This is a genomic window from Pseudomonas fluorescens (genome assembly GCF_018614655.1).
Classification (GTDB): domain Bacteria; phylum Pseudomonadota; class Gammaproteobacteria; order Pseudomonadales; family Pseudomonadaceae; genus Aquipseudomonas; species Aquipseudomonas fluorescens_BX.
On record NZ_JAGGOG010000003.1, the window covers coordinates 253,900 to 277,354 of the forward strand.

Annotated in this window: 24 protein-coding genes; 13 read left to right on the forward strand and 11 right to left on the reverse strand. The window is 59.8% G+C overall.

What is annotated here, in order from left to right:
* Positions 1-110 precede the first annotated feature (110 nt).
* Positions 111-1,355, forward strand: a complete 1,245-nt coding sequence (locus J7E41_RS03790) for an MFS transporter (RefSeq protein WP_214990226.1) — start codon at positions 111-113, stop codon at positions 1,353-1,355.
* A gap of 15 nt (positions 1,356-1,370) precedes the next feature.
* On the opposite strand, the gene J7E41_RS03795 is transcribed toward J7E41_RS03790, so the two are convergent.
* Complete coding sequence (locus J7E41_RS03795) at positions 1,371-1,817, reverse strand: DUF4879 domain-containing protein (protein ID WP_214990228.1); 447 nt, start codon at positions 1,815-1,817, stop codon at positions 1,371-1,373.
* 209 nt (positions 1,818-2,026) lie between these two features.
* Between J7E41_RS03795 and J7E41_RS03800 the strand changes: the two genes are divergently transcribed.
* From J7E41_RS03800 to J7E41_RS03815, 4 genes are all read left to right on the forward strand, one after another.
* Positions 2,027-3,322 (forward strand): NCS2 family permease, encoded by a 1,296-nt coding sequence (locus tag J7E41_RS03800; protein WP_155584783.1) that lies wholly within the window; start codon positions 2,027-2,029, stop codon positions 3,320-3,322.
* On the forward strand, positions 3,319-4,398 hold the full coding sequence (trmA, locus tag J7E41_RS03805; protein ID WP_214990230.1) for a tRNA (uridine(54)-C5)-methyltransferase TrmA: 1,080 nt from the start codon (positions 3,319-3,321) through the stop codon (positions 4,396-4,398). Before J7E41_RS03800 ends, trmA begins: the two co-directional genes overlap by 4 nt.
* A gap of 242 nt (positions 4,399-4,640) precedes the next feature.
* Positions 4,641-5,081: a type II 3-dehydroquinate dehydratase gene (aroQ, locus tag J7E41_RS03810; protein ID WP_214990232.1), complete on the forward strand. Its 441-nt coding sequence runs from the start codon at positions 4,641-4,643 to the stop codon at positions 5,079-5,081.
* A 5-nt stretch (positions 5,082-5,086) separates the two neighbouring features.
* A complete protein-coding gene (locus J7E41_RS03815) occupies positions 5,087-5,944 on the forward strand; it encodes a shikimate dehydrogenase (protein ID WP_214990234.1) in 858 nt (285 codons plus the stop codon).
* A 142-nt stretch (positions 5,945-6,086) separates the two neighbouring features.
* Here the strand turns inward: J7E41_RS03815 and J7E41_RS03820 are convergent, their stop codons facing one another.
* Together J7E41_RS03820 and quiC are read right to left on the reverse strand one after the other, a co-directional pair.
* A complete protein-coding gene (locus J7E41_RS03820) occupies positions 6,087-6,761 on the reverse strand; it encodes a TetR/AcrR family transcriptional regulator (RefSeq protein WP_214990236.1) in 675 nt (224 codons plus the stop codon).
* A 71-nt stretch (positions 6,762-6,832) separates the two neighbouring features.
* Positions 6,833-8,737: a 3-dehydroshikimate dehydratase QuiC gene (gene quiC / locus J7E41_RS03825; RefSeq protein ID WP_214990238.1), complete on the reverse strand. Its 1,905-nt coding sequence runs from the start codon at positions 8,735-8,737 to the stop codon at positions 6,833-6,835.
* A 253-nt stretch (positions 8,738-8,990) separates the two neighbouring features.
* Between quiC and J7E41_RS03830 the strand changes: the two genes are divergently transcribed.
* Positions 8,991-10,325 carry an MFS transporter gene (locus J7E41_RS03830; protein ID WP_214990240.1) on the forward strand — a complete coding sequence of 445 codons (1,335 nt, stop codon included), beginning with the start codon at positions 8,991-8,993 and terminating at the stop codon, positions 10,323-10,325.
* Positions 10,326-10,331: 6 nt separating this feature from the next.
* On the opposite strand, the gene J7E41_RS03835 is transcribed toward J7E41_RS03830, so the two are convergent.
* Positions 10,332-11,210: a DMT family transporter gene (locus J7E41_RS03835; protein WP_214990241.1), complete on the reverse strand. Its 879-nt coding sequence runs from the start codon at positions 11,208-11,210 to the stop codon at positions 10,332-10,334.
* Between the two features lie 184 nt (positions 11,211-11,394).
* Between J7E41_RS03835 and J7E41_RS03840 the strand changes: the two genes are divergently transcribed.
* The 3 genes from J7E41_RS03840 (at position 11,395) to J7E41_RS03850 (ending at position 13,780) form a co-directional block, all read left to right on the forward strand.
* A complete protein-coding gene (locus J7E41_RS03840) occupies positions 11,395-11,820 on the forward strand; it encodes a lipoprotein (RefSeq protein ID WP_214990243.1) in 426 nt (141 codons plus the stop codon).
* Between the two features lie 94 nt (positions 11,821-11,914).
* Positions 11,915-12,805 (forward strand): KPN_02809 family neutral zinc metallopeptidase, encoded by an 891-nt coding sequence (ypfJ, locus tag J7E41_RS03845; RefSeq protein ID WP_214990245.1) that lies wholly within the window; start codon positions 11,915-11,917, stop codon positions 12,803-12,805.
* On the forward strand, positions 12,806-13,780 hold the full coding sequence (locus J7E41_RS03850; protein ID WP_214990247.1) for an alpha/beta hydrolase: 975 nt from the start codon (positions 12,806-12,808) through the stop codon (positions 13,778-13,780).
* 149 nt (positions 13,781-13,929) lie between these two features.
* On the opposite strand, the gene J7E41_RS03855 is transcribed toward J7E41_RS03850, so the two are convergent.
* Genes J7E41_RS03855 through J7E41_RS03865 form a run of 3 tightly spaced genes read right to left on the reverse strand, consistent with a single transcriptional unit; the run spans position 13,930 to position 15,996 of the window.
* On the reverse strand, positions 13,930-14,517 hold the full coding sequence (locus tag J7E41_RS03855; RefSeq protein WP_214990248.1) for an HAD family hydrolase: 588 nt from the start codon (positions 14,515-14,517) through the stop codon (positions 13,930-13,932).
* On the reverse strand, positions 14,514-15,383 hold the full coding sequence (gene tesB / locus J7E41_RS03860; RefSeq protein ID WP_214990250.1) for an acyl-CoA thioesterase II: 870 nt from the start codon (positions 15,381-15,383) through the stop codon (positions 14,514-14,516). Before tesB ends, J7E41_RS03855 begins: the two co-directional genes overlap by 4 nt.
* A 43-nt stretch (positions 15,384-15,426) precedes the next feature.
* Entirely contained in the window at positions 15,427-15,996 is a 570-nt protein-coding gene (locus tag J7E41_RS03865) for a GNAT family N-acetyltransferase (protein WP_214990252.1), read from the reverse strand.
* A 76-nt stretch (positions 15,997-16,072) separates the two neighbouring features.
* On the opposite strand from J7E41_RS03865, the gene J7E41_RS03870 reads away from it, so the two are divergent.
* Both J7E41_RS03870 and J7E41_RS03875 read left to right on the forward strand, forming a co-directional pair.
* The gene (locus J7E41_RS03870) at positions 16,073-16,993 is read left to right on the forward strand and encodes a histone deacetylase family protein (protein ID WP_214990254.1); all 921 of its coding nucleotides are present in this window, start codon (positions 16,073-16,075) and stop codon (positions 16,991-16,993) included.
* Between the two features lie 173 nt (positions 16,994-17,166).
* The gene (locus tag J7E41_RS03875) at positions 17,167-18,408 is read left to right on the forward strand and encodes a TIGR03862 family flavoprotein (protein ID WP_214990255.1); all 1,242 of its coding nucleotides are present in this window, start codon (positions 17,167-17,169) and stop codon (positions 18,406-18,408) included.
* A gap of 129 nt (positions 18,409-18,537) precedes the next feature.
* Here J7E41_RS03875 and J7E41_RS03880 read toward each other — a convergent pair whose 3' ends face one another.
* Together J7E41_RS03880 and yedA are read right to left on the reverse strand one after the other, a co-directional pair.
* On the reverse strand, positions 18,538-19,869 hold the full coding sequence (locus J7E41_RS03880; protein WP_214990257.1) for a DEAD/DEAH box helicase: 1,332 nt from the start codon (positions 19,867-19,869) through the stop codon (positions 18,538-18,540).
* A gap of 48 nt (positions 19,870-19,917) precedes the next feature.
* Positions 19,918-20,814, reverse strand: coding sequence for a drug/metabolite exporter YedA (gene yedA, locus J7E41_RS03885; protein ID WP_214990259.1), 897 nt, complete (start codon positions 20,812-20,814; stop codon positions 19,918-19,920).
* Between the two features lie 160 nt (positions 20,815-20,974).
* On the opposite strand from yedA, the gene J7E41_RS03890 reads away from it, so the two are divergent.
* Positions 20,975-21,436 carry an Lrp/AsnC family transcriptional regulator gene (locus J7E41_RS03890; RefSeq protein ID WP_169356497.1) on the forward strand — a complete coding sequence of 154 codons (462 nt, stop codon included), beginning with the start codon at positions 20,975-20,977 and terminating at the stop codon, positions 21,434-21,436.
* Positions 21,417-22,136 (forward strand): cyclase family protein, encoded by a 720-nt coding sequence (locus tag J7E41_RS03895; RefSeq protein ID WP_214990261.1) that lies wholly within the window; start codon positions 21,417-21,419, stop codon positions 22,134-22,136. Before J7E41_RS03890 ends, J7E41_RS03895 begins: the two co-directional genes overlap by 20 nt.
* Positions 22,137-22,172: 36 nt before the next feature.
* Here the strand turns inward: J7E41_RS03895 and J7E41_RS03900 are convergent, their stop codons facing one another.
* Together J7E41_RS03900 and J7E41_RS03905 are read right to left on the reverse strand one after the other, a co-directional pair.
* Positions 22,173-22,430, reverse strand: coding sequence for an acyl carrier protein (locus J7E41_RS03900; protein WP_214990263.1), 258 nt, complete (start codon positions 22,428-22,430; stop codon positions 22,173-22,175).
* Positions 22,420-22,986, reverse strand: coding sequence for a hypothetical protein (locus J7E41_RS03905; RefSeq protein WP_214990265.1), 567 nt, complete (start codon positions 22,984-22,986; stop codon positions 22,420-22,422). The genes J7E41_RS03900 and J7E41_RS03905 overlap by 11 nt, the downstream gene beginning before the upstream one ends.
* Between the last annotated feature and the right edge of the window lie 469 nt (positions 22,987-23,455).

Genomic DNA, 23,455 nt, shown 5'->3' on the forward strand with positions numbered 1-23,455 from the left:
CTTTTGCCGCGTGACAGGCTGCCTCAGCCCGAGGCGTTGGGATTGCCGCAACTATTGGTTACAACTTGGTGATAACCTCGCTTTTCCCCGAGCCAGACCTGTCTCCCCTCATGCCCAGTGAACCCGCGCTGCTATTACGCCACCACCGCCCCTTCATCGCGTTCTGGCTGGCGCGAATCTTTACCGCCAGCGGCTTCCAGATGCTCACCGTGGCCATCGGCTGGAACCTCTACCAACTCACCGGCAACGTGCTCGACCTGGGATTGGTCGGCCTGGTCGAGTTCGCGCCTCGGGTTCTCTTCATGCTCCATACTGGTCACGTGGCCGATCGCTATGAACGGCGCAAGGTCGCGGCCATTTGCCAGACGGTGCAGGCGTTGATCGCCCTCGCCCTGGCCATCGGTGGCCTGACCGGTAACGTCACCCGCGAACTGATCTTTATCCTCGCCTTCCTGCTGGGCGCGGCCCGCTCCTTTGAAATGCCCACAACCCAGGCGCTGCTGCCCAGCATCGTACCCAAGGGGCTATTTCCGCGAGCCGTGGCCTCGTCACAAGCGGCCCAGCAATTAGCGACCATCGTCGCCCCCGCCTTGGGCGGCCTGCTCTATGCCTTCGGCAGCGTCTGGGTGTATGGCCCGACCGTGTTGCTATACCTGATCGCCTGCGTGCTGACCCTGAGCCTCCCCGCCCGGCAAACACCGTTGAACAAAGCCCCGGCGACCATGGACTCGCTGCTGGCCGGAATTCGCTTCATCCGCAGTCGACAGGACATTCTCGGGGCGATTTCCCTGGATCTGTTCGCGGTGCTGTTGGGCGGCGCTACGGCGCTACTGCCCGTGTTTGCCAAGGACATTCTGCTGACCGGTCCCTGGGGTCTGGGCTTGCTGCGTTCGGCGCCGGCGGTGGGCGCGTTGTTAATGTCGTTGTGGCTCGCGAAGTTTGCCGTGGAGCGCAAGGTCGGACGGATCATGTTCACCGCCGTCGGTGTGTTCGGCGTGGCGACCATTGCCTTCGGCCTGTCCACCTCGTTCTGGTTTTCCCTGGCGGTACTGGTGGTGTTGGGCGCGGCGGACATGATCAGCATGGTGATCCGGGCGTCCTTCGTGCAGTTGGAAACACCCGATGAAATGCGTGGCCGAGTCAGCGCGGTCAATGGGCTGTTTATCGGTGCGTCGAATCAGTTGGGTGAGTTTGAATCCGGAATTACCGCCCATTGGTTCGGCACGGTGCCGGCGGTGGTGATGGGCGGGATCGGCACGCTGGTGGTGACCGGGGTCTGGATCAAACTGTTCCCGACCCTGGCCAATCGCGACCGTATGCATGAACCGGTGGAGGCTGAACGGTCGCGCTTATAATCACAGTCGCAGCGCTCAGCGAATGCTAAGGGTGGCCACCAGAGTGTTCTGCGGCGGATTAATCGAACTGTTGCTGAACTGGAAGGTGCCACCGGCCTGCAGGTTCAGGTCGAAGCGGTAGATGTAACCCATCAGCACACCCGCGCCGTTGCAAGCCTCGCTAATCGAGCCCACTTGGCACACCGCCGTACGACTACCCGACAGTTCAGCACCATTGAGAGACGCGTGGGGATTGTTGCCCAGGCCCACCTCCATCACATAGACCTGGGTTGGACCGCGATGAGCGCACATCTGGGTGACGGTGGTACGTTCGGGAATCGCTTCGGTGCAGTTGGCCGACTCAACCTTGAACACCCGCACCTCGCTCAACGCCGGTGCGGCCGCGCTCCAGGCCGGTGCAGGCGCCAACCACACGCCCGCACAACCGAGCAGCCCCAGGCTCAAGGCAATGGTTTTTTTCATGCTGTTGATAGCTCCCCACAAAACGTCGGCAAAGTATGACTCAAGCCTTCGCCAACCAGAACTATACTCGACAGCCACTAAGCCCCGGCTGCTGGTATGATGCGCCGCTTTTTCCGAACCTCTGCGAAAATGCACGGCGCTTGGCGCAGTTTGTGCTTTGACTTAGAGGTCAACAATTCACGGCGCCGAATGCGCCACAGGGAGCAGAAATGCTGGAAAAGCTGTTTCAACTCAAAGCACACAACACCAACGTGCGCACCGAGATTCTCGCTGGCATCACGACCTTCCTGGCCATGGCCTACATCCTGTTCGTCAACCCGAGCATTCTCGGTGAGACCGGCATGGACAAGGGCGCGGTGTTTGTCGCTACCTGTCTGGCGGCGGCCATCGGCTCCACCGTGATGGGCCTGATCGCCAACTACCCGATTGCCCTGGCACCGGGCATGGGCCTGAACGCGTTCTTTACCTACACCGTGGTCCTGCACATGGGCCATACCTGGCAAGTGGCGCTGGGTGCGGTGTTCATCTCGGCGGTGCTGTTCTTCCTGCTGTCGATCTTCCGCATCCGCGAATGGATCATCAACAGCATCCCGCTGCCCCTGCGCTCGGCAATTGCGGCCGGTATCGGCCTGTTCCTGGCGCTGATCGCCCTGCACAACGCCGGTATCGTGGTCAGCAACCCGGCCACCATGGTTGGCCTGGGCGATCTGAAACAACCGGCACCGATCCTCGCCACCCTCGGTTTCGCGCTGATTGTTGCGCTGGAAGCCCTGAAGGTACGCGGCGCGGTGTTGATCGGCATTCTGGTGGTGACCATCGCCTCCATCGCACTGGGCTTCACCCCGTTCGGCGGCGTGATGTCGATGCCACCCTCCCTGGCCCCGACCTTCCTGCAACTGGACATCAAAGGCGCCCTGGACATCGGTCTGGTGAGCGTGATCTTCGCCTTCCTGTTCGTTGACCTGTTCGACAACTCCGGCACCCTGATCGGCGTCGCCAAGCGCGCCGGCTTGATGGGCAAGGACGGCCACATGCCGAAAATGGGCCGCGCCCTGATCGCCGACAGCACCGCCGCCATGGCCGGTTCGCTGCTGGGCACATCGACCACCACCAGCTACATCGAATCCGCAGCCGGCGTGAGTGCCGGTGGCCGTACCGGGTTGACCGCCGTAGTGGTGGCGATCCTGTTCCTGCTCGCGCTGTTCTTCTCGCCACTGGCTGCCAGCGTACCGGCCTTCGCCACCGCACCGGCGCTGCTGTTTGTTGCCGTGCTGATGACTTCGGGCCTGGCGGAAATCGACTGGGACGACATCACCGTCGCCGCCCCGGTGGTCATCACCGCCCTGGCCATGCCATTCACTTATTCCATCGCCAACGGCATTGCCTTCGGTTTCATCGCCTGGACCGCCATCAAGCTGCTCTCGGGCCGCTACCGCGAGCTGAACCCGGCGCTGGTGATTCTGTCGATTCTGTTTGTGATCAAGCTGGGCTGGTTCAACGCATGACTTTTGACGCCGCACACTACACCGTCCAACTGGAAGAAAAGGTCACGCGCTTGCGTGACCTGCTGGCACCTTTTGACGCGCCCGAGCCGCAAGTCTTCGATTCGCCACTGCAGAACTTCCGCCTGCGGGCCGAGTTCCGCCTGTGGCGCGAAGAGGGTCAGCGCCACTACGCGATGTTCTCCCAGGACGACAAGCGCACGCCGATCCTCATCGAGGAGTTCCCCATCGCCAGCCTGCGCATCAACCAGTTGATGCCGCAGCTCAAGGCCGCCTGGCAAGCCAGCACCGCCCTGAGCCACAAGCTGTTCCAGGTGGAGTTTCTGACCACCTTGGCGGGCGATGCAATGATCACCCTGTGCTATCACCGTCCGCTGGACGAACATTGGCACACGGCAGCGAACAAGCTGGCAGCCGACCTGAACGTCAGCATCATCGGTCGCTCCAAGGGCAAACGTGACGTGATCGGCCGAGATTACGTGGTTGAAAAGCTCGACGTTGGCGGTCGCACCTTCAGCTATCGCCAGCCGGAAGGCGCGTTCACTCAGCCCAACGGCACGGTGAACCAGAAGATGCTCAACTGGGCGTATGAAGCCTTGGGTGATCGTACCGACGACTTGCTGGAACTGTATTGCGGCAACGGCAACTTCACCCTGCCCCTGGCGACCCGTGTGCGCAAAGTGCTGGCCACCGAGATCAGCAAGACCTCGGTCAATGCCGCCTTGAGCAACCTCGATGAAAACGCTGTGGGCAACGTCACCCTGGTGCGCCTCTCCGCTGAAGAGCTGACCGAAGCCCTGAACGAAGTGCGGCCGTTCCGTCGTCTGCACGGCATCGACCTCAAGAGCTACGAATTCGGCAGTGTTTTTGTCGACCCGCCGCGTGCAGGGATGGACCCGGACACCTGCGAGCTGACCCGGCGTTTCGACAACATCCTGTACATCTCCTGCAATCCGGAGACGTTGGCGGCCAACATTGCGCAGTTGCATGACACCCATCGCATTACTCGCAGTGCCTTGTTTGACCAGTTCCCGTGGACCCACCATATGGAGTCGGGTGTGTTGCTGACCCGGCGGTAAAACGCTCAAGTGCCCCACAAAAAGCCGTCCTCGAGACGGCTTTTTTGTGGGTGCACACCTGACGAATTATTTTCAATTGATATCGGCCCTTGATGGGCACAAGGGTTGTTTTTTATTCCTTGTTCGATGATCGAACGGTTTACTCACACCCTGCCTCGCAATAATTAACCATCTGGTACATTTTATCTCCACAGGCTGACACCGCTCAGTCCAAGCCAAAAACAATACTGGAGACACCCCTTATGCCCCCGATCGTGCTGGTGCTTAACGGCCCCAACCTGAACCTGCTCGGCACCCGCGAGCCCGCCACTTATGGCTATGAAACCCTGGCCGACATCGCCGCCCTGTGTGGCCGCAGCGCCGAACAGCTGGGCCTGAAAGTGGAGTTTCGCCAGACCAACCATGAAGGCGAACTACTGGACTGGATCCACAGCGCCCGCGCCCGTTGCGCTGGCATCGTGATCAACCCGGCGGCCTGGACCCACACCTCGGTCGCGATCCGAGATGCACTGGTGGCCAGTGAAGTGCCGGTAATCGAAGTGCACCTGTCCAACGTGCATGCGCGGGAAGCATTTCGTCATCACTCCTTCGTCTCACCGATTGCCAAGGCCGTGCTTGCCGGTTTCGGCAGCCATGGCTATCACCTGGCCCTTGAGCATTTCAGCCAGACCTTGAAGAGATGAGCCTTATGTCCCAACGCCGAATTCTGGCCGGCCTGATCGGTGCCGGCATCCAGGCCTCGCGCACCCCCGCCCTGCACGAGCAGGAAGGTGACGCCCACGGCTTGCGCTACCTGTATCGCTTGATCGACCTGGATCAATTGCATCTGGACACCACTGCCCTGCCCGACCTGCTCAGTGCAGCCGAACAAATGAGCTTCACCGGCTTGAACATCACCTACCCGTGCAAGCAGGTGATCCTGACGCTGCTCGACGAGCTATCGCCCGAGGCGCGGGGAATTGGCGCGGTTAACACGGTCGTGTTTCAGGACGGCAAACGCATTGGCCATAACACCGACTGCCTGGGATTCGCCGAAGGGTTTCGCCGGGGCTTGAGTGACGCGGCACGCAAGCAGGTGGTGCAAATGGGCGCGGGTGGTGCAGGCGCGGCGGTGGCTCATGCGTTGCTCAGCGAAGGCGTCGAACAATTGAGCATTTTCGATGTGGACGAAGGCCGCGCCCGCAGCCTGGCCGAGAACCTCAACCAGCATTTCGGCCAGGGTCGTGCCCAGGCCGGCAGCGACTTGCACCGCGCCATGGCCGAAGCTGACGGCCTGGTGAACACCACACCCATGGGCATGACCAAATTGCCGGGCATGCCCGTACCGCTGGCGACGTTGCGGCCTGAGTTATGGGTGGCGGAGATTGTCTATTTCCCGCTGGAAACCGAACTGCTGCGCAACGCCCGGGCGCTGGGTTGCCGCACATTGGATGGCGGCAACATGGCCGTGTTTCAGGCGGTGAAGGCGTTTGAGTTGTTCAGTGGAGAAGTGGCGGATGCCGGCCGAATGTTGGCGCACTTCCAGAGCATGAATAGCTCTGTGTAGAAACCAGATCACCTGTAGCCGCTGCCGAGGTACGAGGCTGCGATGCGTGTCCGCAGGACCGCCGGCGGGGGTCGCTTCGTCGGAATGCCGCACCAAACCCATCGCAGCCTCGTACCTCGGCAGCAGCTACAGCGGGTTGTGTTCAGGCCTGCAGGTAGCGCAACACCGACTCGCAAATCATCGCCCGATGCCGTTGCTTGACCGTCTCGTCTGACAATTCGATCTGAAAGATCTCGCTGAAGGTGTGGCGGTTGGACACGCGATAAAAGCTGAACGAGTTGATCAGCAGGTGTACATCCAGCGGTTCCAGGCCTTCACGAAACACTCCCAGTTCCGCCCCTCGGCGCAGGGTCGCACCGAGCGCTTCAAGAATGTTGCTGTTCATCGCCTTGATCGCGTCGGACTGCTTCACGTACTCGGCGTTGTGGATATTTTCGATGCTGACGATCCGCACGAAATCCACATTCTGGTCGTGATGATCAAAGGTGAATTCCACCAGACGCCGGATGGCTTCCCGAGGCTCCAGCGCCGTCAGGTTCATCCGCGCTTCGGTGTTGCGAATATCGCCGTAGAGTTTCTCCAGCACCTCGACGTACAGCTGCTCTTTGCTGCCGAAGTAGTAATAGATCATGCGCTTGGAGGTGTGGATGCGCTCGGCGATGGCGTCCACGCGGGCACCGGAAAGGCCCTGCTGGACAAATTCGACAATGGCCTCCTGGAGAATGTTCTCGCGGGTCTTCTCCGGATTGTTCTTGCGTCCCTTGCGCGGCGCTTCCACTTCAGGAGGCGCTGCGGAGAGTTCGGAAGTCGAGTTCATGGTGCGCTCACGGCCATTTGTGCAGGCCGTGATTATGGGCCGCTGCGCCCGGCGAAGGAAGCGCCAAAACCTTACAACTTGGCCTGGCGCACGGCACCACTGCGGGACTTGGCCATGGCCGCCAGGCGTACTGCCACGTTGGCTGCGCCGTAACCGGCATAGCCGTTTTTGCGCTGGATGATCTCGAAGAAAAACCGCCCTTCGAACGGCTCGGTGTACACATGAAACAACTCGCCACCCTGGGCGTCACGGTCGTAGAGCACGTTGTAGTAGGCCAGTTCGCTGAGGAACTGATCATCGAAATCAAAGCGTGCGGCCAGGTCATCGTAGTAGTTGAGCGGGATATCCAGCAGCGGCACGCCGGCCTCTTTGGCCCGGCTGACCTCGGCGAAAATGTCTGCGCAGTCGAAGGCAATGTGATGCACGCCAGAGCCACGATAGCTGGACAGGGCGTGCGAAATCGCCGTGTTGCGGTTCTCGGAGATATTCAGCGGCAGGCGAATCGAACTGCAGCGGCTGCGCAGCGCACGGCTTTTCACCAGACCATAGGGATCGGGCAGCACCACTTCATCGTCGGCTTCGAAATCCAGCAGGCTTTTGTAGAACAGCACCCAGCTGTCGAGGCTGTCGGCAGGCAAAGCCATCGCCATGTGATCGATACGCAGCAAACCACCGCCATTGGATGCCGAGGTTTGCAGGTTAAAATCCGTGTCGTAGATCCCGCCTTGATCCTGGTCTACCAGATAAATCAGGCTGCCATCGGGTGCGCGCACCGCCGCCAGCTCCAACTCGTTGGGACCGACCAGGCCGCGATAAGGCTGCCCCTTGTAGGCCACCGCCCGCTCCAGGGCCTTGGCGCTGTCCTTGACCCGAATCGCCGTGGCACACAACGATGGCCCGTGGGCTTCGAAAAAGTTGTGGGCAAAGGAATAGGGTTCGCAATTGAGGATCAGGTTGATATCGCCCTGACGCAGCAGGCTGACATGCTTGGAGCGATGCTCACCGGCCTTGACGAAGCCCAGGCGTTGCAACCATTGCGTGAGCTTGGCGCCGAGGTTTTCATCCACCGCAAACTCCAGAAATTCGATGCCGTCATACTCACTGGCGGCCGGTGTTTCAAACAGTGTTTCAAGCTGAGCGGCCGGCGCGGCTTCCTGCGCCAGGCGCTGGCGGGTCTTCTCTTCCAGGTACAGCAGCGAGCGCAAACCATCGGCGGCATTGGCTCGGGTTGGCGCGGCGCGAAAGCCGTCGTTGAAAATTTCCAGGGACAAGGGTCCGGTGTAGCCGCTCTTGATGATGGGCGCGAGAAAGCCCGGCAGATCGAACTCACCCTGGCCGGGGAAGCAGCGGAAATGCCGGCTCCACTCCAGCACATCCATCGCCAGGACCGGCGCATCGGCCATTTGCACGAAGAAGATCTTGTCCCCGGGAATCTCGGCGATAGCACTGGGATCGCCCTTGAGAGACAGGGTGTGAAAACTGTCCAGCAACACACCAAGGCTGGGGTGATCAACCTGCCGCACCAGGTTCCAGACCTGTTGCCAGGTGTTGACGTGCCGGCCCCAGGCCAGGGCTTCATAGCCAATGCGCAAGCCACGACGGCCGGCGTGTTCGGCCAGCAGGCTCAAGTCGTCCAGCAGAATGCGTTCATCGCCGAGCGAATCGGCCGACGCATTGCTGCACACCAGCACCAGGTCGGTGCCCAGCTCCTGCATCAAGTCGAACTTGCGCTCAGCGCGCTCCAGGTTGCGCGCCAGGCGCTCGCGGCGGCAGCCTTCAAAATCACGGAACGGCTGAAACAGGGTGATGGCGATACCCAGGTCGGCGCACATCTGCCTGACTTCCCGCGGGCTGCCATCGTAATACAGCAAGTCATTCTCGAAGATTTCCACGCCATCGAACCCGGCAGCGGCAATGGCTTCGAGCTTTTCCGGTAGGGTTCCACTCAGGGAAACGGTGGCAATGGAACGTTGCATGGGGTAACTCCCGGCAATAAAGGCAGGTCTTGTTTGTCGCAAATTATTGGCTTCGACGTTCCTCGGCGTAAATTAAAATGTACCAACCAGTTAGTTTTATGGGCGATTATCGAACACAATGGCCATTGGCGAATTGACGATTTTTTAGCCGCTGCGCACCATCGACTGCACCTGAGCAGCGCTTTCATTGAGCGACTCAAGGGATCAAGACCCAGAACACACCATAAAAATTTCAAAAAACGGGTACCTCCTCATGCCTTCGCAAAACTCCGTCGTGGCCCCGCGCCCTGGCATCTCCCAAAGTGGCATCGGCGACAAGATTCGTGGTGCCCTGGCCGTCGGCAAGACTCGCTGGGGCATGCTGGCCCTGGTGTTCTTCGCCACTACCCTGAACTACATCGACCGCGCCGCCCTCGGGGTGATGCAACCGATCCTGGCCAAGGAAATGAGCTGGACGGCGATGGATTACGCCAACATCAACTTCTGGTTTCAGGTCGGCTACGCTATCGGCTTTGTGCTGCAGGGCCGGTTGATCGACCGGGTCGGCGTCAAGCGTGTGTTCTTCTGCGCGGTGCTGTTGTGGAGCATCGCCACCGGCGCCCACGGCCTGGCCACCTCAGCCGTCGGTTTTATGGTGTGTCGCTTTATCCTCGGGCTGACCGAGGCCGCCAACTACCCGGCGTGCGTCAAGACCACCCGCCTGTGGTTCCCTGCCGGCGAGCGAGCAGTGGCCACCGGGATCTTCAACGCCGGCACCAACGTCGGCGCCATGCTCACACCCATGCTGTTACCGCTGATCCTCCACGTATGGGGCTGGCAGGCGGCATTCCTGTGCATGTCGGCGCTCGGGGCGATCTGGCTGATTTTCTGGGGTTTGAAGTACTACAACCCGGAAGAGCATCCGAGCGTTAAGCAATCAGAACTGGACTACGTGCAACAGGACGTCGAGCCGGAACAGCCCCGCGTACCGTTCAGCCGCATCCTGCGCATGCGCGGCACCTGGGCCTTCGCCCTGGCTTACGCGATGACCGCGCCGGTGTTCTGGTTCTACCTGTATTGGCTACCGCCGTTTCTCAACCAGCAATACAGCCTGGGGATCAACGTGACCCAGATGGGCATCCCGCTGATCATTATTTACCTGACGGCGGACTTCGGCAGCATTGGCGGCGGGATTCTGTCTTCGTTCCTGATCGGTCGCGGGATGAATGCGATCAAGGCACGGCTTGTGTCAATGCTGCTGTTCGCCTGCTGCATCGTCGGGGTGATCATGGCCGCTGGCTCCAGCCAGCTGTGGGTCGCGGTATTTGCCATCTCCCTGGCCATCGGCGCACACCAGGCCTGGACCGCCAACATCTGGAGCCTGGTGATGGACTACACGCCCAAGCACATGATGAGCACGGTGTTTGGTTTTGGCGGCATGTGCGCGGCCATCGGCGGGATGTTCATGACCCAGATCGTCGGGCATATCCTCACGGTCACGAATAACAACTACACGGTGCTGTTCACCCTGATTCCGGCGATGTACTTCATCGCCCTGATCTGGATGTACTTCATGGCCCCGCGCAAGATTCCTACCGTCGACGCCTGATTCGACTCAACTGCGCCGCTGCTGCCAGGCAGCGGCCAGGCCGCTCAGGCAAATAACCCCGATCCCGACCACAGTGGTCAGGTTCGGGGTATGCGCGAACACCAGCCAGCCCAACAACCCCGCGAACACGATCTGACAATAGCCAAACGGCGCCAGCAAGGCCGGTGCTGCAAAGCGGAACGCCTTGGTCAACAGCAAGTGCGCGGTCATCCCGCAGGTGCCCAGCGCCAGCATCAACACGCCATTCCACAGGCTCGGCACCTGCCAGAAGAACGGCACAAGCGCACTCATCACCAGGGTGTTGCACAGCCCGGCGAAGAAGTTGCTGGTGGTCGGGCTGTCGTACTGGCTGAGGATGCGGGTGAGCAATTGATAGAAGCAGAAAAACAGCGCAGAACACAACGGCAGCAATACCGCCGGCGTGAACAATTCACCGCCCGGGTGAACGATGATCAAGACACCGACAAAACCACAAATCACCGCCAGCCATTGGCCACGGGTCACGTGCTCACCCAGCAGCGGCACCGACAATGCCGTCACCAGGATCGGCGCCAGGAAGTTGACCGCCGTGGCTTCGGCCAACGGAATGAATTGCAGGGCCGTGGTGAAGAACAGGCTGGTGCCCAGCAGGCACAAGGCCCGTACCACTTGCAGTCCGGGCCGTTTACTGCGCAGCACACGCAGCCCGGATTGCGGCAGGAAGATCCCGGCCATCAACAGCGTATGCACCATGTAGCGGGCCCACACCACCATCACGATCGGATAGAACCCGGCCAGGTATTTGGACAAGGCGTCGTGGCTGGAAAACAGAAAGGTCGCCACCACAATCAGCAGAATGCCTTTGAAAGGGTGGTTGACGCCGGAAAGTGGAGTACTGAGGGTCATTGTGTTCTCTTGAGTGGCAGGCTGAAATGACCGCCGCAAACGGGGCACAATCTAGAGCCGTGCGTACGTCTATCTCAAGAGCATAACCAAACACTGTTCGAACAGCGCACTAAATCGCGGGAATCGAGTCGAACGCTCCACTCAGCCCTGTCATTGCGCGTTTTTTAACCAAGGCTTTTTCATCATGAAAAAAACACTGTTGATTCTGTCCACACTTGCCCTGCTCAGCGCCTGTAACAAAGAGGCCCAGGACAATAAAGCCGCCCCAAAACCGCCTCCGGTCTCCGTTCAGGCCACCCTGGTCCCCGAAAACCCGCCGACCGACAAATGGGTTGGCAAGTGGATCGGCGTCGAAGGCCTGAATCTGACCATCAGCAAAGATGACACTATCGGTCGCGGCCACTACGTACTGACCATGCAATACGGCCTCGATGCCGATGACTCCGGAACCTTCAAAGGGGTGGCCACCGAAGACGGCATCAGCTTTACCCGCCCCGACGGCCCGCAAATCCTGCGTGCCGGCGACGGTGAAGCCACCGGTTTGAAGTGGCTGGCCGATAAAAAGGACTGCCTGGTGGTCAATAGCGGCGAAGGCTATTGCCGTCCGTAACATCCCTGGGATTAGATAGCGTCAGACAGCCGGACTGGCGCCAACCCGACTCACCAACAACACTGATCTGCACGTTTATCAAGAGGATTGCCACATGCTATGGAAAAAAGGCCGACGCAGCGACAACGTAGTCGATGCCCGCGATGACAGCGGCGGCGGTGGTGGCGGCATGCGCTTTGGGGGTGGCAAAGGCCTGAGCCTGACGGCCATTGTGCTGATCGTCGGGGTCGGCTGGCTCACCGGCCAGGACCCGATGCAGATCCTCGGGCAACTGAGTGGCCAGATGACCGAGCAGGCGCCTTCGGTCAGCCCGCAGACGCGCCAGGCACCGCCGGCCAATGATGAACAGGCCGACTTCGTCCGCGCCGTACTCGGAGATAACGAAGACACCTGGGCCCAGGTATTCCAGGAAAACGGCCTGACCTACAAGAACCCCAAGTTGATCCTGTTCCGTGGCCGGGTGAACTCCGCCTGCGGTGGTGCTACGTCCGCCAGTGGCCCGTTCTATTGCCCGGCTGACCAGCAGGTCTACCTGGACCTGGACTTCTTCCGGGAAATGTCCCAGCGCTTCAAGGCGGCCGGCGATTTCGCCCAGGCCTACGTGATCGCTCACGAAGTCGGACACCATGTGCAGACCTTGCTCGGGATTTCGTCGAAGATTCAGGCGGCGCGGCAGCAAGGCCGTCCGATGGAAGGCGACGGCGGCCTGCTGGTGCGCCAGGAACTGCAAGCCGACTGCTTCGCCGGGGTCTGGGCCAATCGAGCGCAGAAGCGCCTGAACTGGCTGGAGCCGGGCGACATTGAGGAAGCGCTGAATGCGGCCAATGCCATCGGCGACGACCGTCTGCAGCAGCAAGGCCAGGGTCGTGTCGTGCCTGATTCGTTCACCCATGGTACTTCTGCACAGCGGGTGCGCTGGTTCAAGACCGGCGTTGCCAATGGCCAAATCAACCAATGCGACACCTTCACCGCCAAGAGCCTCTGAATGAATAAACGATCGGGATGGCTGCTGGGCGTGTTGATTACCTGCTCCTCCACCTGGGCCGCCGAGCATGGGGTCAAGGTGGTCAGTCCCGATCGGTTTCACCTGGAGGCCGGTGACCTGAGCGTTGGCCTGAGCCAGGACTGGCGCCAGCCACTGCCTCAGGTGACCCGTGCACTGATCATCGTCCATGGCCGGCTGCGCAATGCCCAGACTTACCTGAAGAGCGGCGAAGTGGCAGCCAGGAGCGCAGGACAAAGCACCAATACCTTGGTGATTGCACCGCAGTTTCTCAACGAATCCGATGTCAAACGCAACCCGCTGAACCCGCAGGTTTTGCGCTGGCATGGCAATGACTGGATGGCCGGTGAGCCATCAATCGGGCCTGGCCACGTCAGTTCCTACGGGGCGCTGGACCAGATCATCAAGCACTTGGGCAATCGCAAGCTGTTCCCGGCCTTGAAGGAAATTGTCGTCGCCGGCCACTCAGGCGGTGCTCAGGTCGTGCAGCGCTTTGCCCTGACCGGTCACGATCACCCGACCTTGAAAACTGAAGGTGTCAGCCTGCGCTATGTGGTCGCCAACCCATCGTCCTACGCGTATTTCAGCCCGCAACGCCCGGTGAAATTCGAGGTAGCCAGTTGCCCTGGGTTCAATGACTGGAAGTACGGTATGCAGAAACTGCCGGCCTACACCAAGGGACAAAGTGCCGAGGTGCTTGAGCAAACGTATGTGGCGCGCGACATCACCTACCTGTTGGGCCAGAAGGACACCGACCCCAATCACCCGGCGCTGGACAAGCGCTGCGAGGCTGAAACCCAGGGCGCGTACCGGCTGGTTCGCGGGCACAACTATTTCGATTACCTCAAGCAGCGACATCCGCAGTTGAGTCATAAGCTGGTTGAGGTGCCGGGGGTTGGGCATGACGGGGATAAGATGTTTACCTCGCCTGAGGGACAGAAGGTACTGTTCCCATAACCCCTGACAAAACCGAATAAAAATGTGGGAGCGGGCTTGCTCGCGAAGGCGGTGTATCAGTCACCCGATATATTGACTGACACACCGCCTTCGCGAGCAAGCCCGCTCCCACACAAGCCCGCCCCCACATTGGACTTTCATTGTCTGGTCTAGATCATCCCGCGCAACGCCGCACAATCCTCGGCATGCCAATCGGCCAACTCCGGCCATGGGTTATCCGGCAGATTGACCAGCACGGTTTTCGTCCCCGCCGCCCGACCGCAATCCAGGTCAAAGCGGTAGTCACCCACCATCACCATCTCAGCGGGCGTTACGTCCCAGGCCTCTGCCAGTTTCAGCAGGCCACCCGGATCAGGCTTGGGCGGAGCATCGTCACGACCCAGCACATCCTCGACAGCAAAGCAGTCCGCCAAGCCGATGGCTTGCAGCGTTACATGAGCCAGTTCCCGGGCATTGCGGGTCAGGATGCCCAGGCGATAACCACGCTGCGCCAATTCCCGCACCAATTCCACGGCGCCGGTCGCGGCAACGGAACCCACCGCCAGCTCCCGTTCATGCTCCAGCAACCAGGCATGCTTGGCCGCCGCTTCAGCAGCAGGCAATGCCGCCAGGTGCGTCAGGATGTCATCGGTTGCCGGAATATCCAGGGCTACGCGAATCGCTGCAAAGTCATGCACGGCGACCGTAAGCGTGCCGTCCATGTCAAACACCCAATATTTAACGTCGCTCAGGCTCATGCCCAGTCCTTGCGGTGGCGAATCAAGCCCTCCTGAGTCACCGATGCCACCAGTTGCCCGGCACGGTTGTACACACTGCCCCGGGAGAAACCGCGGGAGTTACCGGCCCATGGGCTGTCCATGGCGTAGAGCAACCAGTCATCGGCGCGCAGGTCGGCGTGGAACCATAACGCGTGGTCGAGGCTGGCGACTTGCATGTCTTTCTGCCACACGGTCTTGCCATGGGGCAGCAGTGAAGTGGTCAGCAAACCGAAGTCCGACGCATAGGCCAGCAGGTATTTATGCAACGCCGGCGAATCGGCCAAGGCGCCATCGGCGCGAAACCACACGTACTTCACCGGGTCAGACGGCTGCGGGTTGAACGGATCTTTCTCGGTCACCGGCCGCACTTCGATGGGCTTGGGGCACAGCAACTTTTCGCGCATGTGCTCCGGAATCAGGTGCGCCCGCTGCTGAGTCAGCTCCAACTCCGAGGGCAGGTTTTCCGGGCCGACCACCTGAGGCATGGTCGTCTGATGCTCGAAGCCCTCTTCGTCATATTGGAACGAAGCACTGCAAGTAAAGATCGGGTTGCCCTTCTGGATCGCCGTCACCCGGCGCGTGCTGAAGCTGCCGCCATCGCGCACGCGGTCAACCTGATAAACCACCGGCAACGCCGCGTCCCCGGGCCGCAGGAAATAACCGTGCAGCGAATGCACATGCCGCGCTTCTTCAACGGTCTGGCTCGCCGCCGACAGAGACTGGCCCAATACCTGGCCGCCGAACAGCTGGCGAAAGCCCAGGTCCTGGCTGCGGCCGCGAAAGAGGTTTTCCTCGATCGGCTCCAGGGTCAGCAGGTCCACCAGATCTTCCAACACTTGGCTCATAAAGCAATGCTCCTACAACAATCTATTGGGCATTCCGGGATGCTTATCCGTGCAGCGTATCCAACCATTGGGCGCGGGTGATGCGGTACAAAACATGATGGCGCAACGGATCATCCGCTGCGACCTTGGGGTGTTCAAAATCTGCCGATGGATCGTACTGCATGCCGATGGCCTGCATGACTTTCTGTGACGGCAGATTGGTTTGGGTGGTGAACGCGACGACCTCATCCAGCTTCAGCCGGTCGAAGCCACAACGCAACGCGGTCCAGGCCGCCTCGCTGGCATAACCCAGGCCCCAATGCTCCTTGGCCAGGCGCCAGCCAATCTCCACCGACGGGGTGAAGTGCGCATCGAAGCTGACATTCAACAACCCGGTCAGGCCGATAAATTCGCCGCTGTCCTTGCGCTGCAAGGCCCACAGACCAAAACCGTACTCGGCGAAATGGCCCCGAATCCGTCCGATCAGCGCCGCACTTTCCAGGCGACTCAGGGTGGCCGGAAAATAACGCATCACCTGCGGGTCGGCGCACATCCGGGCAAACTCCGGCAGATCGGTATCACTCCATTGGCGCAACACCAAGCGTGCGCTTTCCAATTCCTGTATTGGCTCCATTGATCCCCCTCCCCTGCCATGTGCGTAAGTGTACCGCGCTGTTAAGATCCGTCGCTGGTCCCCGTCAGAAATTGCCATGCCATTGCCACTGATCTACCACGACGACTACAGCCCCGAGTTCCCGGCGGACCACCGTTTCCCCATGGATAAATTCCGCCTGTTGCGCGATCACTTGGTGGACAGCGGCTTGACCCAGGACAGCCAACTGCTGCGCCCGGAACTGTGCCCGGCAGAGATTCTGGCCCTCGCCCATGAACCTGGGTATATCGAACGCTACATGAGTGGCGAGTTATCCCGCGAAGACCAACGGCGCCTGGGCCTGCCCTGGAGCGAAGCCCTGGCCCGACGCACCGTGCGCGCCGTCGGCGGCTCCTTGCTGGCAGCCGAACAAGCGCTGGAACACGGCCTGGCCTGCCATCTGGCGGGCGGCACCCATCATGCTCATTACGATTACCCGGCGGGCTTCTGCATCTTCAATGACCTGGCAGTGATCAGCCATTACCTGCTGGAAAGCGGTCGGGTCGACCGGGTGTTGATCTTCGACTGTGACGTGCACCAGGGCGACGGCACCGCGCGTATCCTTGAACACACTCCGGACGCCATCACCGTGTCCCTGCACTGCGAAAAGAATTTCCCGGCACGCAAGGCCCGCAGCGACTGGGATATCCCGTTGCCCATGGGCATGGGCGACACCGATTACCTCAAGGTGGTGGACGATGCCCTCAACTACCTGCTGCCGCTGTATCAGCCCGACCTGGTGCTGTACGACGCCGGTGTCGATGTGCACAAGAACGACGCCCTCGGCTATCTCAAGCTGACTGACCAAGGCGTCGCCGCCCGCGACGAAAGCGTGATGCGCCATTGCCTGGGCCGCGACATCCCGGTGATGGGCGTGATCGGCGGCGGCTACAGCAAAGACCGCCCTGCCCTTGCCCGCCGTCACGGCATCCTGCATCACAGTGCGCAACGGGTATGGACGTCATCAGGTTGTCACTGACGTGTGAGTGCTTACCCACAATCGCTGTGGAACTGCCTGTGGATAACCTGAGTGAAACTCTCTGTAAGCGAGCAGCCGTATAGCCTGCAGCAAGCTGTATGTTTTTTGATCAGGCAGTAACGACATCCTCGGGTAGAATGCTCGGCCTACTTTGCCGAACCGCAGTCACTCCCATGCCTCAGACCCACGCCCAGTCTCATCACGTCATCATCATCGGCGGCGGCCCTGCCGGGCTGATGGCCGCCGAAGTGCTGAGCCAGGCGGGGATCAAGGTCGACCTGTATGACGGCATGCCCTCGGTGGGCCGCAAGTTCCTGCTGGCGGGCGTGGGCGGGATGAACATCACCCACTCCGAAGCGTACCCCGCGTTTCTCTCGCGCTATGCCGAGCGTGCGCCACAAATCGCGCCGTTGCTGCGTCAGTTCGGCGCCGAAGCGTTGTGCGAATGGATTCACGGGCTGGGGATTCAAACCTTTGTCGGCAGCTCCGGCCGGGTCTTTCCTACCGACATGAAAGCCGCCCCGCTCCTGCGCGCCTGGCTCAAGCGCCTGCGGGACCAGGGCGTAGTTATCCACACCCGTCATCGCTGGTTGGGTTGGAATGACGACGGTAGCCTGCTTATCCACAGCCCCGAGGGTGATAGAAGCTTGCGCGGCGACGCGGTGCTGCTGGCCTTGGGTGGCGGCAGTTGGTCGCGCCTGGGTTCCGATGGCGCCTGGCTCAAGCTGCTGGAAGATAAAGGCGTCCCTTATGCGCCACTGCAACCGAGTAACTGCGGCTTCGAGGTGTCAGCCTGGAGCGAGTTGATGGTCAGCAAATTTGCTGGCGCGCCGTTGAAAAACGTCGCCATCGGTTTGGCGGACGATAAACCCCGGCTCGGGGAATGCGTGATCACCGCCACCGGGATTGAAGGTAGCCTGATCTACGCGCTGTCGGCGCCGATACGCGAGGCGATCAATCGGAAGGGAGCGGCCACGGTGCATATCGATTTGCTACCGGGCAAACCGTTGAACAAAGTCCTGGCGGCACTGAGCAAACCACGCGGCTCGCGCTCGATGAGCAAGCACCTGCACAGTCAGTTGGGGTTGGATGGCGTGAAAGCCGCGTTACTGCGGGAATTGGCACCTGCCGAGCGTTTCAATGATCCGACACAGTTGGCTGTGGATATCAAGGCACTGCCTCTGACCTTGGTGAAAACCAGGCCTATGGACGAAGCCATCAGCACGGCGGGCGGCGTGCCGTTTGAAGCGCTGGATGAGCGGTTGATGCTCAAGCAATTGCCGGGGGTGTTCTGCGCGGGCGAGATGCTGGACTGGGAGGCACCGACGGGCGGGTATCTACTGACGGGGTGTTTTGCCAGTGGGCGAGCCGCCGGGCGGGGTGTGCTGGAGTGGCTAAAGCACCGCCCTCTGTAACCGCTGGCGCAGCCTGCGATCGGCTGCGCAGCAGTCGTCAGTCTCTTGAACCGCTGAAGGTCCTTCGGCCCTTATGCAGCCTCGTACCTCGACAGCGGCTACAGGGCGGCCATCGCAGGCACCGAAAACTTACTTCTTCTTACGCGGCCCGGTATTAAACACTGGCACCTTGCGCACGGGCTTGAGCGAAGGCTCCGCCACCGACACTTCACCACTCTCCACCCACTTGCCCAAGTTGCGCTTGCCGCCACCTGTGGTCTTGGGTTTCTTCGGCTTCTTGGGCTTTTTCACCACCTGACCGCTGGAATCAGTGTCCGGCACCCGATGTTCCGGCTCGAAGTCCTGCTCCATATGCCGGGTCAACGTCTGACGGGTCAGCATCTCGATCGCCGACAACATGTTCACTTCATCGGCACACACCAGGGAAATCGCCTCACCGGTGTTGCCCGCACGACCGGTACGGCCGATACGGTGGATGTAGTCTTCGGCGACGATCGGCAGGTCAAAGTTGACCACCAGCGGCAAGTCTTCGATGTCCAGGCCACGGGCCGCCACGTCGGTGGCCACGAGAATCTGCACTTCGCTGGCCTTGAAACGATCAAGGGCACGCTGGCGGGTCGCTTGTGGCTTGTCGCCATGAATACCGTCGGCATTGATGCCCAGGCCCTGTAGTTTTTCTACCAACGCGTCCACGCCGTTGCGGGTCTTGGCGAACACCAGTACCTGCTTCCAGCGGCCCTTGCGCATCAGGTGCACAAACAGCTCCGCCTTGCGCTTCTTGTCCACCGGCACCACCCATTGCTTGACGGTGTTGGCGGCGACGTTGCGCGGGCTGACTTCGACGATCAGCGGGTCAATGAGCATCTGCCCGGCCAGCAGGCGGATTTCGTCGGAGAAGGTCGCGGAGAACAGCAGGGTCTGGCGCTTTTTCGGCAGCATGCGGTAAATGTTCGCCAGTTCTTCGGAGAAGCCCAGGTCGAGCATGCGATCGGCTTCATCCAGCACCAGGGTTTGCAGCTGATTGAGTTTCAGCGCGTTCTGACGGAACAGGTCGATCAGGCGGCCAGGCGTGGCGACCAGCACATCGACGCCTTTGCGCAGCTTCATCATCTGCGGGTTGATGCTCACGCCGCCATACACGGCGTACGTGGTCAGCGGCAGGTGTTGGGCGTACTCAGCGACGCTGGCGTGGACCTGCTCGGCCAGCTCGCGGGTCGGGCACAAGATCAGCGCGCGCACCGAGTTGGCGGTGACTTTCGGCCCTTCCATCGTCAGCAGTTGCAGCAGCGGCACCGCAAAACCGGCGGTCTTGCCAGTACCGGTCTGGGCAGCGGCCATCAGGTCGCGACCGGCCAGCACCGCCGGAATGGCTTGCGCCTGCACCGGCGTCGGGGTCTGGTAGCCGAGCGTCTCAAGGGCGCGCAGCAAGGGGTCGATCAGGCCAAGGGTGGCGAAAGTCATGGAAGTACCGTAGGAAAAAGTCAGCGCAAGGTCGCAATGCGCCGCAGTTTACCCTAAATCCGGTTTGGGCTTGCGCCACTGTGGCAGGCTGATCAGCAGCACTGCACTGATGATCACCAGCATCGCCAACGCCTCTTCCATGCCAATGGTCTCGCCGACAAACACAATCCCCAACAGCACCGCCACCGCCGGGTTGACGTAGGCATAGCTGGTGGCCGCCGCCGGACGCACGTGCTTGAGCAGGTACATATAGGCGTTGAAGGCGATGATTGAGCCGAACACGGTCAAGTACGCCAGGGCCAACCACCCTTCAACTGGCGGTATGGCGTTCAGATGTTCACCACTGACGGCACTGAGGACCAGCAGCACGGCGCCTGCAATCAGCATTTCCGCCGCACTGGCCATGGCGCCCTGTGGCAGCGGCAAATGCTTGCTCCACACTGAACCAAAAGCCCAGGACGCCGCCGCGAAGATCAGCAGTGCTGCGCCCGTCGGGCTTGATTGCAAGTTGGAGCCCATATTGAGCATGGCAATGCCGATAATCCCCAGCGCCACCCCGGCCCATTCCAGACGGGTATTACGCGCGCCCCAGAAATAACCACAAAGCAAGGTAAACAGCGGCACCGTCGCCACGGCCAACGCGGCAACGCCGGAAGCCACCCCCGTATGCTCGGCCACAGTGACCGCACCGTTACCGAAGGTCAGCAGCAAAATGCCAATCTTGCCGGCAGCCTTCCACTGCACCCAGGTCGGTGCGGGCGCGCCACGCCAGCGCAGGAAGCCATACATCAATGCGCCCGCCGTCATAAATCGAATACCCGCCAGCAGCAACGGCGGCCAGTATTCAACACCAATGCGAATCACCAGGTAGGTTGACCCCCAAATCACGTACAGCGCAAAAAAAGCGGCGATCAACGGTAAGGGAAAGCGACGTGGGCCAGGCATGGGGTAGCTCTACGGCAGGACAAGGGAGGCTTATTCTAGAAAGCCAGCCCGGTAAACATAAGTTACAAAACCTGTTTAAAGCGCCGGTACACTTTTCAAAGCATGGTTATCAAGGCTATAACCCGTGCTTTCGAAAGCTACGCGTTCCTGGAGCCTTACCATGGACAGATACGACCGCATGCTCCTCAATGCACTGCTGGAAGATGGCCGTGCGTCCTACGCACAACTGGCCCGCACGGTGAACCTGTCCGCCCCGGCCGTGGCCGAACGGGTCGCCAAACTGGAAGCCAGCGGCGTGATCACCGGCTACCAGGCCAAGGTCGACCTGTCCAAAATCGGCCTGCCGATTCAATGCGTGATCGAACTGCGTCTGACCAACCACGGCAATCAGAAAGTCTACGACGCCCTGAGCGAAATCCCGGAGCTGACCGAGTGTCACCGGGTCACAGGCGACCCGTGCGTGATCATGCAAGCGGCCGTAGGCTCGATGCCGGAACTGGAAAACCTGATTAATCGCGTGGCGAAGTTTGGCTTCAGCAAGACGTCAATCATTCTGTCGAGTGCGATAGAGCGGCGAGTGCCGTTGGGGCAGTTGGAGGGGAATGGCAAAAATGGTGGGTAATCACAGTATCCAGTTTCAAAAGATCATCAGCCTCAGCCATCCAATCACGCGGGCAGTCCCCCTATGGCCCGGCGATCCACCGGTAGAGTTCGAAGAAGTCGCCTCGATAGAAAAAGATGGCTATTACCTGCGACGCTTCAGCATGGGGGAGCACAGTGCCACCCACATGAATGCGCCCAATAGCTTCTACGCCGATGGCATCGGGATAGACGGTTACCTACCCGAAGACTTAGTGCGACCTGCGGTGGTTATCGATGTACGGAGCAAGACCCGAAATAACTCCGACTATGTGATCAGCGTGCAAGATATTGAAGACTGGGAGCGCGAGCACGGCCTTATCGAGCCAGACTCGGTGGTATTGATGTACACCGAATGGCAAAACCTGTGGAACGATCCGGCAGCCTTTTTCGGCGAAGATGAACAGGGCATGCACTTCCCTGGCATCGGTGAGTCAACAACCCTGCTGCTGCTTGAACAACGCGGGGTCGCGGGGGTAGGCATTGATACTCATGGCGTCGATCCCGGCCAAAGCAGCACGTTCGCCACCAACCATCTGGTGCTGGCCAGGAATGGAATTGTTCTGGAGTGCTTGACCAACCTGGACCAATTACCGGCCAAGGGCACAACACTGGTGATCGGTATTTTGGGATTGCAGGACGGGGCGGGATCTCCGGCGTCAGTCATGGCATTTATTCCCTGACTGTATGAGAGACGGGGGTGGCAGTCACTCTTCTACCTAATTGGAACGTTGAACAATCAGGTCGATGATTTGTTTGATCGTGGTGATGCTGTTCCAGTCTTCCTGAGTAGCGCGCAGATTGAATTGCCACTTGATCTGCATGACGAAGCAGGTCAGGTCGTCATCAATGATTTTGAAGTCATGAATAAAGTCTGTTTGCTCTGTCACTTGGCTACGGTCGATAAACCCAATGATATCGATGAAAAGCTGAATGACCTTGTCGCTGACCTCTGCTCTCGCTAGGTTACTTTCCATTTCTTGCCTCATAAGCGCACTTGCCAATACTGACTAGATCAAAGACAGCCAAGCCTGCAGCGACAAAGGGAATACCTCGTCCAATAATGCCAAATACTCGAACCGTACCAAAGGTTGCCTTGGCCATTTTGGCCAATGTCGGTTGCCTGATCAGCGTCCGAGGGAAGAATCGCATACCGATATAGCTTGTCAGGTTGGTCGTTTTGCTGGAGCCGACGTGAACCCAGGCGCCCACTGATATTTTACTTATCGGTATTCCAGCAGCCCCAGTGATAAGGGTTGCTGCCGTCAGACCATAGTGCTCTTGTGTGCATTTCCAAAGGTCCTCGATAGTCGTGTTGGGAATACGAGGATCAGCGTGAATTGCCCTCAGCATCTGGTAATTCGGAATGTTGATGGTGCCCATCTGGGTAGGTAACAACATGACAGCCGGGCAACTAGTAATCGTGTTATTCATATCAAACGCGATGCGTGAAGGGGAGCCCAAATTGATCTTGTGACGCCTGAGTTCAGACTCACTCTGCATAATCGCCCGGTGAAGATCACTTTCCTGCATGAAGACATCCTTACGTATGAACGACATGCGGGATGTTAAGAGACTGAGAGGGCGATAATTTGAAAGCAATGGAAAATCAGACACGACCTACAATTTCTGCGGAATAGACTTACATAACATTCTTAATGCCGGCAGAAGCCTCTGTGGTGAGCGCATTTTTTAAGGGCCAGCAAGACTGGTCCCTTTCATTTGCAGGACCTTTCCTAGAGAATTTCAACGCCTTGTTTCCGTCGGATCAGGTAGTTAGTCTCGCTCAGTCATCGAACAATCGGTGACCGGACGTGCAAGTCCGACGGCAATAAGACTCATAAATCAACCTACAGCTTAACACCCAGCTTTTTATGCTTTGCGTTGCCCGTTATGGCAGCTGTGCGTGGGAGACCTTCGGGTCTGCTGGGTTTTGCTTCTTGCCCCGGTCTTGCACACCTACGTACAGTTGCCACCCTCATTCGCGTGCAAGCGGACGGTG

Bases quoted from the DNA above. Each gene is read 5' to 3' on its own strand.
- J7E41_RS03790 (WP_214990226.1), top strand. From the start codon at position 111: ATGCCCAGTGAACCCGCGCTGCTATTACGCCACCACCGCCCCTTCATC.
- J7E41_RS03795 (WP_214990228.1), bottom strand. From the start codon at position 1,817: ATGAAAAAAACCATTGCCTTGAGCCTGGGGCTGCTCGGTTGTGCGGGC.
- J7E41_RS03800 (WP_155584783.1), top strand. From the start codon at position 2,027: ATGCTGGAAAAGCTGTTTCAACTCAAAGCACACAACACCAACGTGCGC.
- trmA (WP_214990230.1), top strand. From the start codon at position 3,319: ATGACTTTTGACGCCGCACACTACACCGTCCAACTGGAAGAAAAGGTC.
- aroQ (WP_214990232.1), top strand. From the start codon at position 4,641: ATGCCCCCGATCGTGCTGGTGCTTAACGGCCCCAACCTGAACCTGCTC.
- J7E41_RS03815 (WP_214990234.1), top strand. From the start codon at position 5,087: ATGTCCCAACGCCGAATTCTGGCCGGCCTGATCGGTGCCGGCATCCAG.
- J7E41_RS03820 (WP_214990236.1), bottom strand. From the start codon at position 6,761: ATGAACTCGACTTCCGAACTCTCCGCAGCGCCTCCTGAAGTGGAAGCG.
- quiC (WP_214990238.1), bottom strand. From the start codon at position 8,737: ATGCAACGTTCCATTGCCACCGTTTCCCTGAGTGGAACCCTACCGGAA.
- J7E41_RS03830 (WP_214990240.1), top strand. From the start codon at position 8,991: ATGCCTTCGCAAAACTCCGTCGTGGCCCCGCGCCCTGGCATCTCCCAA.
- J7E41_RS03835 (WP_214990241.1), bottom strand. From the start codon at position 11,210: ATGACCCTCAGTACTCCACTTTCCGGCGTCAACCACCCTTTCAAAGGC.
- J7E41_RS03840 (WP_214990243.1), top strand. From the start codon at position 11,395: ATGAAAAAAACACTGTTGATTCTGTCCACACTTGCCCTGCTCAGCGCC.
- ypfJ (WP_214990245.1), top strand. From the start codon at position 11,915: ATGCTATGGAAAAAAGGCCGACGCAGCGACAACGTAGTCGATGCCCGC.
- J7E41_RS03850 (WP_214990247.1), top strand. From the start codon at position 12,806: ATGAATAAACGATCGGGATGGCTGCTGGGCGTGTTGATTACCTGCTCC.
- J7E41_RS03855 (WP_214990248.1), bottom strand. From the start codon at position 14,517: ATGAGCCTGAGCGACGTTAAATATTGGGTGTTTGACATGGACGGCACG.
- tesB (WP_214990250.1), bottom strand. From the start codon at position 15,383: ATGAGCCAAGTGTTGGAAGATCTGGTGGACCTGCTGACCCTGGAGCCG.
- J7E41_RS03865 (WP_214990252.1), bottom strand. From the start codon at position 15,996: ATGGAGCCAATACAGGAATTGGAAAGCGCACGCTTGGTGTTGCGCCAA.
- J7E41_RS03870 (WP_214990254.1), top strand. From the start codon at position 16,073: ATGCCATTGCCACTGATCTACCACGACGACTACAGCCCCGAGTTCCCG.
- J7E41_RS03875 (WP_214990255.1), top strand. From the start codon at position 17,167: ATGCCTCAGACCCACGCCCAGTCTCATCACGTCATCATCATCGGCGGC.
- J7E41_RS03880 (WP_214990257.1), bottom strand. From the start codon at position 19,869: ATGACTTTCGCCACCCTTGGCCTGATCGACCCCTTGCTGCGCGCCCTT.
- yedA (WP_214990259.1), bottom strand. From the start codon at position 20,814: ATGCCTGGCCCACGTCGCTTTCCCTTACCGTTGATCGCCGCTTTTTTT.
- J7E41_RS03890 (WP_169356497.1), top strand. From the start codon at position 20,975: ATGGACAGATACGACCGCATGCTCCTCAATGCACTGCTGGAAGATGGC.
- J7E41_RS03895 (WP_214990261.1), top strand. From the start codon at position 21,417: ATGGCAAAAATGGTGGGTAATCACAGTATCCAGTTTCAAAAGATCATC.
- J7E41_RS03900 (WP_214990263.1), bottom strand. From the start codon at position 22,430: ATGGAAAGTAACCTAGCGAGAGCAGAGGTCAGCGACAAGGTCATTCAG.
- J7E41_RS03905 (WP_214990265.1), bottom strand. From the start codon at position 22,986: ATGCAGGAAAGTGATCTTCACCGGGCGATTATGCAGAGTGAGTCTGAA.